The organism is Nonomuraea sp. SBT364 (genome assembly GCF_001083785.1).
Lineage (GTDB): Bacteria > Actinomycetota > Actinomycetes > Streptosporangiales > Streptosporangiaceae > Nonomuraea.
The window spans coordinates 1-13,157 of record NZ_LAVL01000057.1 but is presented as its reverse complement, the minus strand read 5'-3'; the positions used below and the strand labels follow the sequence as shown (position 1 = coordinate 13,157).

Annotated in this window: 11 protein-coding genes; 7 read left to right on the top strand and 4 right to left on the bottom strand. The window is 67.2% G+C overall.

Annotated elements, in window-relative coordinates; genetic code table 11:
- Positions 1-2: 2 nt before the first annotated feature.
- The 4 genes from ADY59_RS24300 to ADY59_RS53430 all read right to left on the bottom strand — a co-directional run bounded on the left by ADY59_RS24300 (position 3) and on the right by ADY59_RS53430 (position 3,115).
- Positions 3-866, bottom strand: a complete 864-nt coding sequence (locus tag ADY59_RS24300; protein WP_049565975.1) for a hypothetical protein — start codon at positions 864-866, stop codon at positions 3-5.
- A 46-nt stretch (positions 867-912) separates the two neighbouring features.
- The gene (locus ADY59_RS24295) at positions 913-1,338 is read right to left on the bottom strand and encodes a type II toxin-antitoxin system VapC family toxin (RefSeq protein WP_049565972.1); all 426 of its coding nucleotides are present in this window, start codon (positions 1,336-1,338) and stop codon (positions 913-915) included.
- Positions 1,325-1,576, bottom strand: coding sequence for a hypothetical protein (locus tag ADY59_RS24290; RefSeq protein WP_156325698.1), 252 nt, complete (start codon positions 1,574-1,576; stop codon positions 1,325-1,327). The genes ADY59_RS24295 and ADY59_RS24290 overlap by 14 nt, the downstream gene beginning before the upstream one ends.
- A 99-nt stretch (positions 1,577-1,675) precedes the next feature.
- Positions 1,676-3,115: an acetyl-CoA synthetase gene (locus ADY59_RS53430; protein ID WP_049565966.1), complete on the bottom strand. Its 1,440-nt coding sequence runs from the start codon at positions 3,113-3,115 to the stop codon at positions 1,676-1,678.
- A gap of 274 nt (positions 3,116-3,389) precedes the next feature.
- On the opposite strand from ADY59_RS53430, the gene ADY59_RS24280 reads away from it, so the two are divergent.
- The 7 genes from ADY59_RS24280 to ADY59_RS24250 all read left to right on the top strand — a co-directional run bounded on the left by ADY59_RS24280 (position 3,390) and on the right by ADY59_RS24250 (position 12,903).
- The gene (locus ADY59_RS24280) at positions 3,390-4,499 is read left to right on the top strand and encodes a trypsin-like serine peptidase (protein ID WP_049565964.1); all 1,110 of its coding nucleotides are present in this window, start codon (positions 3,390-3,392) and stop codon (positions 4,497-4,499) included.
- A gap of 236 nt (positions 4,500-4,735) precedes the next feature.
- Positions 4,736-5,824, top strand: coding sequence for a trypsin-like serine peptidase (locus ADY59_RS24275; RefSeq protein ID WP_156325697.1), 1,089 nt, complete (start codon positions 4,736-4,738; stop codon positions 5,822-5,824).
- 203 nt (positions 5,825-6,027) lie between these two features.
- Positions 6,028-7,188, top strand: coding sequence for a trypsin-like serine peptidase (locus ADY59_RS24270; RefSeq protein WP_049565958.1), 1,161 nt, complete (start codon positions 6,028-6,030; stop codon positions 7,186-7,188).
- 134 nt (positions 7,189-7,322) lie between these two features.
- Positions 7,323-7,823: a sigma-70 family RNA polymerase sigma factor gene (locus tag ADY59_RS24265; protein WP_049565954.1), complete on the top strand. Its 501-nt coding sequence runs from the start codon at positions 7,323-7,325 to the stop codon at positions 7,821-7,823.
- Between the two features lie 5 nt (positions 7,824-7,828).
- Positions 7,829-9,052 carry a hypothetical protein gene (locus ADY59_RS24260; protein ID WP_156325696.1) on the top strand — a complete coding sequence of 408 codons (1,224 nt, stop codon included), beginning with the start codon at positions 7,829-7,831 and terminating at the stop codon, positions 9,050-9,052.
- Positions 9,053-9,420: 368 nt separating this feature from the next.
- Complete coding sequence (locus ADY59_RS24255; RefSeq protein ID WP_049565946.1) at positions 9,421-10,950, top strand: trypsin-like serine peptidase; 1,530 nt, start codon at positions 9,421-9,423, stop codon at positions 10,948-10,950.
- Between the two features lie 438 nt (positions 10,951-11,388).
- Positions 11,389-12,903 (top strand): hypothetical protein, encoded by a 1,515-nt coding sequence (locus ADY59_RS24250; protein WP_049565943.1) that lies wholly within the window; start codon positions 11,389-11,391, stop codon positions 12,901-12,903.
- The last annotated feature ends 254 nt before the right edge of the window (positions 12,904-13,157 follow it).

Genomic DNA, 13,157 nt, shown 5'->3' with positions numbered 1-13,157 from the left:
CCCTACTTCAGAGTGATCCTGATCTCGTCGAGTGCCGTCTTCACGAACCCCGGGTCGCCCGCGGCGGCGATCCGCACCCCGTCCCGGCACACGCTGCTGACGGGACGCCCGCGCCCCCTGACCCCGCGCGGCAGCTGGTCCAGCTTCGCGCACGAAGGAATCAGCACCACCATGTCGCTGATGCCGCCGCCGAACCACAGCTGCGGCCCCGCCGCCTCCCCGCGCGCGCTCTCCCCCGGCTCCGCCATCCGAACCCGGTCCGTGCCGGACAGCACCAGGTAGCCGTCGGTCACACTCCCCCGCACCCCCGCGGCCACGGCCATCCGCTGCTCGAAGTCGAGCCCGCTCGGCCGGTCGTACATCGCCATTCGCCACCGCCCGAACCTGAACAGCAGCACCTGCCCGTAGGAACCGCTGCCCGCCTGGCGCGGCCAGAGCGTCACATGAGGGGCGAACGCCCGGATCGGCTCGCCGCCCTTGGTCACCTCGATCTCGCCGTTGTAGGGGGCGACGAGCTGCCGGTAGTCGCCGTCGACCCACATGCCCTGGAACGGCCTCGAACCCAGCCGGTCGAGCCCCAGCCGGGCCGGATAACGCACCTCGGCCCGCACCCCGTGCGGGAACACCACCTCGATCACCTCGCGCCCGTCACGCTCGCGGGACTGCGCGTTCAGCACGTTGGGCGCGCTCTCCACCCTGGTCAGGGACCGGATCGGAGCCGTCTCGCGGACCGGCTCCGGCATCGGGTCACGACTGGCGAGCAGGCTGACCAGCGGAACCCCGAGCAGCGCCAGCACCACCACCAGCCCGATCCAGCGGCGCCGGCCGCGCTGGCCCGCCTCGATGACATCGAACTGATCGGCCACGACGGACCTCGCCCGGGGGGTAGTGGCTGGTGCCTGTGTCTCCAGTTCAGTTGAGCGGCGACCGCCAGCGCAACCCCTCGAACCTGGCGAAATCCTTGTCGCAGGTCACGAATTCACAGCCGTGCTCGATGGCGAGCGCGGCCAGGTAGGCATCCGGAACCAGCTTCCCCGTCGCCCCGGCCTCGCGGCAGAGCTTGGTGAAGATCTCCCAGTGCCGCGGACCGGCGTGCACGACGACCGCGTGCGGCTGGTTGCGCACACTCTCGGCGAAGCGGCTCGCGGTCGCGAAGGTGGTGGCCCCCGGGATCCGCGAGTTGGTGACGACGCGCAGGAAGCCGTTGATGACGAAGTCGCTCACGGCGTAGGCCTCGTCGCCGCGCAGCAGCTCCCGGAGCAGGGTGAGGCACGGCTCGTGATGCTCCATGTCCCGGCGTTGCGCGTTGACCAGCATGTTGACGTCAAGCATGCGCATGCCGGCCTCCGAGGGCCTTCTCGATGTCCTCGACCTCGATCTGTTCCGCGATCTCCGTCCACGTCAGCATCGGCCCTGCGGCCTCACCGGACAGGGGTAGTTCGATCGGTGGCCGCTCCGTCGTGCCGGAGCGGTTGAGCAGTTGCCTCAAGGCATCCTCCATCACTGAGTTGAGACTGCGCCCGTTACGGGCCGCGTACGCCTTCGCCTCGTTGAGGAGCGTTTCGTCGATGCGCACCGTGGTCCTCCGCATGACTCCAGCGTCCGCCGCTGACATAAAAATGTCAACAGCAAAGAGTAACCACACGCTCACAATCTTTGCATCGTCTTTGCCGCATCACCACCGAGCGACATTCACCTTTCCGTCCGTCGTCAGCCGGACGGCCTGCCCCACCAGCTCTCGCGATTCGGCGTCCGCCATCAGCTCCTCCTCCAGGACGTGCGCGTACGCCCGCGCGCCCCCGGGCAGGCCGACCACCAGGTGTCCCCTCTCGGGCGAACCGTCACGGCCGTGCGCGACCGTGTAGCCGGCCACCACCGCGGGCCCCTCGTACGTGTCGGCGACCGGCACCGGCTCGGCCGTGAAGACCGGCGCGCCGTCGCCCAGCACGCCCCCGGGCTCGGTGGACCAGACGGCGTAGGCGTGCTTGGTCAGGTGCATGCCGACCCCGGTGACGAGCCCGTGGCCGGGCCAGGCGCGCAGCAGCCCGGCCATGGTCGCGGTCGAGTGCAGCACGTAGTCGCTGGCGGGGCCGCCCGCGTACGGCAGGCCGCCGGTGACGGTGAGGCCGCGCGGGTCCAGCGGGTCGAGCCCGATGGCGTCGCACGCCTGCCGCAGCGCCACGGCGAAGCAGCTGTAGAGGTCGAGCGCGTGCAGGTCGTCCAGCCCCAGCCCGGCACGGTCGAACGCGGCGGCCGCGGCCCGGCCGATCGCCTGCGACGAGCCGAGCGCGGGCCGGGCGGCCACCTCCCAGGTGTCCTCGGCGTACGCCCAGCCGCGCAGGTAGACGCGCTGGTCGTGCGGTACGCCGAGCCGGTCGGCCAGTGCCGTGCTGACCAGGACGACGGCCGCCGCCTGGTCGACCTCCAGCACCGCCACGGTGTTCCTGGTGTACGGCCAGCCGACGAACCGGTTGCCCGCCACGAGCTCCTCCGGGCTGCGGACGGTCTGCCGCCAGGCATACGGGTTGACGGCGGCCACCTCGGTCATCGGCGCCATCATCCGGCCCCGCTCGCGCATCTCGTCCTCGACGGACAGGCCGCGCGCCGCCCGCCGGGCCGTTTCCATGATCGCGTACGTGTGCACCGGCAGGAACAGCTCGTGGGCGAGCTCGGCCGGGTGCGGCGGCCGTTCCCAGCCGTAGGGCGGCTTGGGGTCGGCGGCGTGGCTCCACGGCACCCGCTCGCCGGCCAGCCGGTAGGCGCGGCGGGTGGCGAGCGCCTCGGCGCCGGCGGTGAGGGCGGAGTCGAGCTCCCCGTTCGCGATCGCGGCCGCGGCGGCCCCGATGAGCAGGTGCGGAGCCGTACCGCTGACCTTGGAGTACGCCTGGTGGCGCGGCGTGGCGCCGAGACGGCCGACCAGCCTGCCGGTCGGCGAGTCGTACTGCCAGGAGTCGGTGTAGACGATCTGGATCGAGTCGAGCCGCTCGACGGGCAGGCGCGCCTCGCGGGCGGCGGCGCGCGCCGTCTCCTCCCACAGGTCGAGCGGCTCCGGGCCGGGCTGCTCGCGAACGGTGCGCTGCGCGGTGCCCACGAGGCAGGGGGTGCGTGGATCCATGCCGACATCTAACCAGAACAAGATTCGGTTGATAAGGAGTGGCGTTTGATAATAGCTGTTACCGGTGTGGTCCGGGACCTGTCCCGAGCTGGGCGGATGCCTTTTGTGAATACATGCTCAACGGCTATTTCCATAACAGAACGGAACCGGGGCATGCTTTTTCGCGTCATTTCCTGGCTGACCGGTCGAGCCATTCATTAACGTTCCGATCGTTTTCCTGGCCCACCGGGGCGCAGCACCCCGCTCTGAGCCGCCGAGAACTGAGAGGAGCTCCATGTTTTCCCGAGCAAGGCACATCGCGATCCCGCTCGCGGGCCTGGTGGCGGCCGGCCTGATGAGCGGCACCGCGGCCACGGCGGCCGCACCCTCAGAAGTCGTGTCGCGGAACGCGGCAACCCCCGCCGAGCAGGCGATCCAGTTCTGGACGCCGGAGCGGATCAAGGCCGCGACCGACCACGACGACAGCGTCGACGCGCGCGCCGACGGCCTGCGCGCGGTCGACTCCAGCCCTGACGGACCGCCCGGATCCGTCCCCCCGATCGGTGGCGAGAAGACCAGGACGGTCAAGAGCAAGCACGTCAACCTGCCGAACACCGTAGGCCGCGTGTTCTTCACGCTGCCCGGCCAGAATCCAGGCAACCCGAAGAACTGGCGATACTGCTCGGCGACCTCGGTGCAGGGCAAGTACCGCAATCTGGTGGCCACGTCGGCGCACTGCGTCTACGACATCAAGAAGAACACCTTCTACACCAACTGGATTTTCATCCCGTCGTACTGGGACGGCAAGAACGTCTGGGACGGCAAGGCGCCCTACGGCATTTACGCCGCCAAGACGTTCAACGCGCACGACGACTTCACGGTGAAGGAGGACTTCGACTACGACTACGCCTTCGTCAACGTCTACAACGGCATCAAGGTCGACTGGAAGAAGGAAGGCGGCAAGTGGCACTGGAGCCGCAAGAACGTCGGCCGGCTCGGTGACAACGTCGGCGGCCAGGGCTTCACCTGGAACCGCAGCACCAAGGCGACCGTGTTCTCCTTCGGCTATCCGGCGGGCGAGCACCCCGACGGCGACAAGCCGTTCAGCGGCCGCACGATGAAGTGGTGCTACGGCAAGACCAGGCCGATGCCCGCCGCCGCCGCGTACAACCTGCAGGAGCACGTCGGCCTGCGCTGTTCCTTCACCGCCGGCGCCAGCGGCGGCCCGCTCCTCCACAACTACAAGAGCTCTGGCCGGACCGGTTACCTGATCGGCGTCAACAGCGTCGCCTGGGACACCGACGGCAACGACCGGTACGACCACATCTCGTCGCCGTACTTCAACGGCGACACGCACAAGGTCTACAAGGCCGCGGCCAACCGCTGGAGCGGCAACATGCCGTAACCCGCGACCGATGCGCCGGGGCCCCGGTTCCGCCGGACCGGGGCCTTCGGGCGTGCCCGGAAACCGCAGTCGACCTGGGGCTGAGCGACTCAATAAATGATCATTGGTGGCACGTTTGACATGCTCCTTATAGGACACAGGTCACGCTTGATCAGATAACGAATCTCCATCCGAGCTGCAATAGAGTCAGTCGATCTGGAAAAATCCACCCTTACAACCCCAAGAAAGGCAATTTCATGATCCCCCGGGCCAGGCATCTGGTGGCGGCCGCGCTCAGCGGCGTGCTGCTGACGCTGCCTGCCCTCACCGGGGTCGCGCACGCCGCCTCGGCCAGCAAGGTCCAGACCGTGACGCTGGCCGGCACCAAGGCGGACGTGCAGAAGGTCGCCGACTATTGGAAGCCGGACAAGCTCAAGGACGCCGACAGCTACAGCCCCGCCGCGCCCACCTCCGACCCCGCGCCCGCCTCATCGAGCGGCGCCGTGAGCGTGTCGAACCAGGCGATAGCCGCCCTCAGGAAGTCGCAGGGCACCCAGCCCGTCGCCCCCGTCGCCCCGAAGAAGGGCACGGCCAAGACCGTCGGCAAGGTCTTCTTCCGGTTCGGCGACAAGGAGTACTGGTGCTCGGCCAGCGCCGTCGCCGCCAAGAACCTCAGCGTGGTCGCCACCGCCGCGCACTGCGCCTACGACCCGAGGCAGGGCAAGGCCGCCGACTATTGGATCTTCGTCCCCAACCCCGCCGACAGCGGTGAGATGCCCGACGGCATCTACGTGGGCTCCTCGATCAGCATCCACCAGGACTGGGTCGGCAAGAACGACTACGACTACGACTACGCGTTCGTCACCGTGCACCGGGGCTTCACCTGGACCAAGCAGAGCGGCAAGTACGTCGCCCAGGACGTCGGCCCCCTTCAGGACAACGTCGGCGGCCAGGGCCTGGAGCTCGGCAAGAAGGCCCCGGTGTCCAGGGTCGACGCCTTCGGCTATCCCGCCGGCCCGCAGCCCGACGGCAGCCGCCCGTTCAACGGCATGACACTCAAGACGTGCGTGGGCAGCACCCGCAAGGCCGTCGCCCCCAGCCTTGAGCTGAACTTCGGCGTCCAGCTCGCCCCCTGCAACTTCAGCAAGGGCGCCAGCGGCGGCCCCTGGCTGATCAGCTGGCAGTCGGCCAGGAAGCTCGGCACCCTGGTCGGCATCAACAGTCTTACGTGGAACCGTGACGCCAAGGGTGAGTTCGACGCGGTGTCGTCCCCGTACTTCGGCGCCGTCGCGGGAGACGTCTACCGACATGCCGCAGCTCAGAAGATTCTGACAAATGTGATGTAAGTCATAAGCAACCCGTCAGTAACGGGGGGTGATCAGCTCATACCTGGATCTCGGTACGATCACGGCCGCCTCTCCGAGGTTTACCTGATCTTCCTTCGGCCCGCACGGCGGGGATAAGCCCTGTACGGTTCCGGCTGTCCGTTTGCTGACAATCAAAGCGCACGAAGGCGCCGCGTCAGCGTAAGGGAAAGCCTGGAGTTACCTTGAAGCGAATCCTTCTCCCCGTCGGCGGCGCCGTTCTGGCCACCGGCCTGCTGGCGACCGGCCTCACCGGCACCGCAGGGGCCGGCGCCGACGTGGCGATCGACCCCATGGCCAGGAACACGAGCCAGGCGGCCTCCGTCGCGTCCTTCTGGCTGGCCTCGAACGGCGCGGCCCTCCGGCGCGCCACGGCCTACACGTGGGACTCCAAGCAGGTCCGCAAGGTCGTCTCCACCGGCGGTTACAACCCCGACGGCCGCCCCGCCAGCGTCGCCCCGACCGGCAACAGCGGTGGTGGCAGCTCCTCCAACGTGAACCTGCCCAAGACGATCGGCAAGGTCTTCTTCGTCGACGGTTCCGGCAAGTATCGCTACTGCTCCGCGACGTCGATCCAGTCGAACTACCGCAACCTGGTCGCCACGGCCGGGCACTGCGTGTACGACACCGACGCCAACCGCGACACCATGAACAACTGGGTCTTCGTCCCCGGCTACTACGAGGGCCGCGCCCCGTGGGGCATCTACGTGGGCAAGACCGCTTACACCCACTACGACTTCGGGGTGTACGAGGACTACGACCGCGACTACGCGTTCGTCACCGTCTACAACGGCATCAAGTTCAACGGTGTCAAGAAGGTCAGCAAGTCTGACTACAACCGGTTCAGCGGGCCGAAGCGCTCCTGGGGCGGCCACAACTACATCCTGCTGTCCCAGGACGCCGGTCGCCTCGGCGACAACGTCGGCGGCCAGGGCGTCGCCTGGAACCAGCCGCCGAACCGCACCGTCCGCGCCTTCGGCTACCCGGCCGCCCCGCACCCCGACGGCCACAAGCCGTACAGCGGTGTGACGCCGAAGCACTGCTACGGCAAGACCACCGGCAAGACGGTCGGCGCCCCTTGGCTCAAGATCGATGAGCACATCGGCCTCAAGTGCGCCGTGACCCCCGGTTTCGACGGCGGCCCGTGGCTGTCGCAGTACAGCAACGCCAAGCGCGTGGGTTACGTGAACGGTGTCACCAGCACCTTCGCCGACCAGGACGCCAACGACCGGATCGACTACATCACCTCCCCGTACTTCGACGGCGAGACGGCGTCGATCTACAACGAGGCCAAGAACAAGTGGTCCGGCAAGATCGTCGGCCGTAACGGCGAGCTCTACAAGTAAGTCCCTCCCCGAAAGGCCCGGCTTCGGCCGGGCCTTTCGGCATTCCACGGCATCGCCGTCGCGCAGCCCGACGGGTGGACCGTCCCCGTGACAGGTAGAAGCAGCGGATCCGCCCCCTTGCGCGTTCTACCGACATGACCGGCAAAGCCCCCCACCCGGAGACGCTGACGCCCGGCGACGAGCTGGCCCGCCTCTACCAGGCGCACCGGCTGGAGCTCGTCCGGCTGGCCGTGCTGCTGCTGGGTGATCGGGAGACCGCCGAGGACGCGGTCCAGGACGTGTTCGCCCGGCTCCACGGCAAACCAGCACACGTTCTGACACTCCCGTACATCCGCACCTGCGTGCTGAACGCGTCCCGATCGTTGCTGCGGCGGCGGGCCGTCGCGTTACGGCGGACCGAGCCGGCCCTGGAGGCGGTGGCGTCGGCGGAGATGGACGCGCTGCTCGGGGAGTCGCGGCAGGAGATGCTGACCGCGCTGAGCCGCCTGCCTCAGCGGCAGCGCGAGGTTCTGGTCCTGCGCTACTACCTGGACCTGTCGGACGCGGAGATCGCGCGCGTGACGCGCATCAGGCAGAGCACCGTCCGCTCGACGGCGGCCCGGGCGCCGGCCCGGCTGCAGAGGGAATTGGGGTGATCGGCATGACGAGCATCGAGGATCGCCTCCGCGACGCGCTCGCCGCCCGGGCGGAGACCGTACGCGACGAGGGGCCCCCGCCCCCGCTGCCGGGGCACCCGTCCGGGCACGCGCCGAGGGCCGGGCGCGGGTGGCGGGCGCCGGTGGCCGTGGCGGCGGCGATCGTGACCGTCGTGGCAGGGGTGACGCTCGCGACGCGTACGCCGGCGGAGGAGGGGCCCGCGGCACACCCGACCCTCCCGGCGACCCCTGCGAACGAGGGGCAGCAGCCGTCCGGGCTGCCGGACAACCGGCTGCGTCCGACTCTCCCGCCGATACCGGCGGGAGAGATCTCGCCGGCGGTCGAGGAGGTCTGGCCGGATGCCGTGCATCGGGTGCCGGACAGGGCGCCGGGCGGGCAGGCGTTCGACGTGAGCGTGTTCGTGGACGAGGACACCCTGGTGGGCAGGGGCATGGTCAAGGCACGGCCGCGGACGATCTGGTCGTACGACCTGGACAGCCGGACGTTCACCGAGATAGCGCCGATGACGATGCCGGGCGTGATGAACGCGGCGCTCGCGTACGGGGAGGGCACGCTGGCTTGGAGCACGTTCCACGAGGGGGCCGTGGAGATCTGGGCCGTGCCGCTCACGGGCGGGACGCCGAGGCGGGTCACGACGTTCGAGGCCGTGCTGATCGACGACACCTTTCGCGGGATCCGGCTGGACATCGCGGCCGGCCAGGTCGTGTGGTCGCAGGAGAAGGGCGGCGTCCACCGGGCGCCGCTGACCGGCGGGAAGCCGGAGACGGTTCCGGGCAGCGAGATGTACGAGCTTCTCGAGTGGCCGTGGGCCCGATCCACCTCGGAAGCTCCGGGGCGGCTGCTCGACCTGCGCACCGGGGAGCCGGGAGAGCTCGGGCCCGAGGGGATGACGTGCGGGGTCGTCTGGTGTGTCGACGCCCGGGAAGCCGTCCGCCGCGACGGCACCGGCAGGCGGGAACTGCCCGGCCTGCCCTCGCTCTCGGTGCCCTTCACGATGAGCGTCGTGCTGCTCGACCAGCGCCTCGACGACGGGCGGGCAACGGTGGCGCTGCAGGAGCTGGAGTCGGGGCGCACGGGCCTTCTCGGGTTCGCGCCCACGCGGGCCGGGGACCGGGCGATGCCGACACTCCACGTTCAGGACGATCTGCTCTGGTTCCGGCAGGGAACGGAGACGCTGATCATCAACTACAAAGGGATGAATCGGTAGGAATCTCCGGGCTTGTCGTCGAACCTGAACGTTCCCTGTGAAGATCAAGCCAGATTAGACGGAGCACGCGCCAATCCGGTTCCTGTGATCTGAGTCACATTTGACTGGCCACCCTATGCACATGCTCGCTAACGGAACTTTCGCACCATCTGCCACAACCCCGCCATGCCCTGCAAAAACGCAGCCAATCGATCACTCGCCGCATTCACCCTTGACTGGTAACGGAAAGGTCACGGCGGTCGGGACCCCAACCGATCGGGTCATTTCGGCTTTCACCTGCGGAGATCACCGCGCTATGTTCCTTGCTATCCCTTTACTGACGCATGGGTCGCACGTTGCGGCCCACGACAGACCAAGGAGCAGTTCCCTTGAAGCGCATCCTCATCCCCGCCGGCGGCGCTGTCCTCGCCACCGGCCTTCTTGCCGCCGGCCTCGCCGGCACGGCGACGGCCACCAGCGACATCGCCAAGGACCCGATGGCGACCAGCGCTGCCAACGCCAAGGCCATCGCGGAATTCTGGGTGGAGAACAACTCCGCCGCCCTGAAGGCCGCGACCCAGTCCAACGTCTGGGACAACTCCGACGTCGCCAAGCTGAAGACGGCGGGCGGCTACAGCGCCGACACCAAGCCGGGCTCGGCCGCGCCGATCGGCGAGGAGAAGAAGAGCTCCTCCAAGTCCCAGAACGTCAACATGCCGAAGACCATCGGCAAGGTGTTCTTCGTCAACAAGAAGGGCGAGAAGAAGTGGTGCTCCGCCACTTCTATCCAGTCCAAGTACCGCAACCTGGTCGCCACGGCCGGTCACTGCGTGTACGACACGGCCAACAACGCTGACACCATGGACAAGTGGGTCTTCGTTCCCGGCTACTACCAGGGCCGCAGCCCGTTCGGCATCTACGTCGGCAAGCAGGCCTTCACCCACTACGACTTCGCCGTCTACGAGGACTACGACCGCGACTACGCGTTCGTGACCGTGTACAACGGCATCTACCTGGGTGGCGGCAAGGCCAAGCAGGTCTCCAAGTCCGAGTACGACAAGTACCAGGGCATCAAGGAGGCCAAGGACGTCGAGATCACCCGGAGCGAGTTCCGGCAGTGCAAGCTCGACCCCACCTCCACGGTCGCCTGCTGGGTGAAGCGCGGCAGCAAGGCCGAGCCCACCGGCCCGGACTACCCTGGCGCCCAGGTGGCCAAGGTCGAGGTCAACGCCGACAAGTACAAGGACGCCCGCGTCGGCAAGGGCAACGGCTACAAGTTCGGCGAGCCGGTCACCGACATCGTGACCGACACCGAGGCCGCTGACTACAAGAAGAAGCAGGCGGCGAACCCGGGCAAGTACCCGGCGACGGTCAAGCAGGACGGTCGCGGCAACTGGACCATCACGCACTACTACGTGCAGCAGTGGTACAAGCCGGGCTCTGACACGAAGTTCTACAAGACCGTCTTCACCATCATCGAGGGCTACATCAAGGACGCCGGTCGCCTCGGTGACGTCGTGGGTGGCCAGGGCTTCGCCTGGAACCAGCCCACCGGCAAGTACGTGCGCGTGTTCGGCTACCCGGCCGCCGCGCACCCCGACGGCCACAAGAACTACACCGGCATCACGCCGAAGTGGTGCTACGGCAAGACCACCAAGAAGCTGGTGGGTTCCGCGGCCAAGAAGATCGAAGAGCACGTCGCGCTCAAGTGCGCGATGACCGAGGGCGCCGACGGTGGCCCCTGGCTCTACAACTACAAGAACAGCAAGCGTCTCGGTTACGTGAACGGTGTCACCAGCACCTTCAACGACCAGGACGGCAACAACCGCGTCGACTACATCTCGTCGCCGTACTTCGACGGTGAGACCAACTCGGTCTACAAGGCCGCGGCCAACTCCTGGTCCGGCAAGATCGTCTAAGTAGTCACGCTCGACGGTCGGCCCAACACTGATCGTCACTGTTCGACCCGAAGGGCCCGGCATCCGCCGGGCCCTTCGGCGTTCCGGCGGGAAAGTGTTGGGCGTTTGGACGCACGGGAGCCGCAGACGGTGCCATTCGGGTGCTGTGATGTGCGTCACATAGCGGCGCCACGGGGAGTGACGAGGGCACTCGGGGCCCGCTTGTCCCATCAGTAACAGGCGCACGGTGATCTGCGGTTATGCCCAGAAGGACGCCTTTGCCCAGTTGTTCCGGCATCCCCGTTCAAACATCACAGAACGGTCACGCCCGCCATGTCCCATCTTTTCCCGTCAGATCAGCTACCGGTTCCCAAGATCGACACTGTATGTTCCTGGCTATCCCTTTACTGACGCATGGGACGCAAGAGGCGTTCCACGACAGCGCAAGGAGTTAAAACAGTGAAGCGCATCCTCCTCCCCGCCGGTGGCGCCATTCTGGCCACCGGTCTGCTGGCCGCCGGCCTCGCCGGTTCCGCTACCGCCGCTGCGCCCGACAACTGGGCGTACGACACGATGGCCAAGGACGCTCCGGCCGCCATCGACGTGGCCAGGTTCTGGCTGGCTGCCAACGAGCACACCAACAACCTCGCCAAGGCGACTCCCTACTCCTGGGAGACCAAGGCCACCTCGAAGCTCAAGGTGAGCGGCGGCTATAACCCCGACACCAAGGCGACGACGGTCGCGCCGATCGGCGAGGAGAAGAAGACCGCCTCCAAGACGAAGAACGTCAACCTGCCGAAGACCATCGGCAAGGTGTACTTCGTGGACTCGGACGGCGACCTCAAGTACTGCTCCGGCACCTCGATCCAGGGCAAGTACAAGAACCTCGTCGCGACCGCGGGTCACTGCGTCTACGACGAGGGCAAGAACGCCTCCGTCATGGACAACTGGGTCTTCGTGCCGGGCGCTTACCAGACCAAGGCGCCGTTCGGTGTCTACGTCGGTAAGACCGCCTACACCCACTACGACTACTCCGTGTACGAGGACAACGACCGCGACTACGCGTTCGTCACCGTGTACAACGGTATTCAGATCGGTGGCGGCACCGCCAAGCCGGTCTCCAAGTCCGACTGGGACAAGTACGAGGGCGTCAAGGACTTCAAGACCGTCGAGGTCTCGAAGGAAGAGTACGAGAAGGGCAAGCTCGACCCCGCCAAGACCGACTACTACGACATCGACCCGGGCACCGCTGCCGAGAAGACCGGCCCGGACTACCCTGGCGCTGTCGTTGAGAAGGTCGAAGTCACCGAGGACGCCTACAAGGCGGCCAAGGTCGGCAAGGGCAACGGTTACAAGTTCGGTGAGCCCATCACCGAGATGGTGACCAAGGCCGAGTGGCAGGCCTACAACGGCAAGGGCAAGAAGTGGAAGGACGCCTCGGGCGGCAACTACCTCATCACGCACTACTACGTGCAGGCGTGGTACAAGCCGGCCAAGGACACCAAGTACCTCCGCACCGACTTCTTCATCGTTGAGGGCTTCATCAAGGACGTCGGTCGCCTCGGCGACAACGTCGGTGGCCAGGGTGTCGCCTGGAACCAGAAGACCGGTTCCAAGGTGTTCGTCTTCGGTTACCCGGCGGACGCCCACCCCGACGGCCACAAGGCCTACACGGGTGTCACGCCGAAGTGGTGCTACGGCACCACCTCCGGCAAGACCTACGCGTCGGCTGCGTACAAGGCTGAGGAGCACATCGCTCTGAAGTGCGCGATGACCCCGGGTGCCAACGGCGCTCCGTGGCTCATCAAGTACAGCAACGCCAAGCGTCTGGGCTACGTCAACGGTGTCACCAGCCTGTTCCACGACCAGGACGGCAACAACCGCTACGACTACAGCTCCTCGCCGTACTTCGACAGCGAGACGGGCGACGTCTACAAGGCGGCCGAGAAGAACTGGTCCGGCTCCCTCAAGTAAGCCTTGAGGTAGCTATGAGAGCGGGGGTCCAAACCCCGCCCTCACCTCTGCATCACCCGAAAGGCTCGGCATCTGCCGGGCCTTTCGGCATTTGTCACGGAAAATCACTAGAGCCCCTATATGTGTGACCAGAGTGACGATAGGGTTCTTACGCCCGTTTTGTAAACTTCGTGGAGCACCCCAGTGAAGCGCCTCCTCATCCCCCTCGCCCTCGCCGGCCTGAGCGCGGCCACGCTCACCGCCCCCGGCCACGC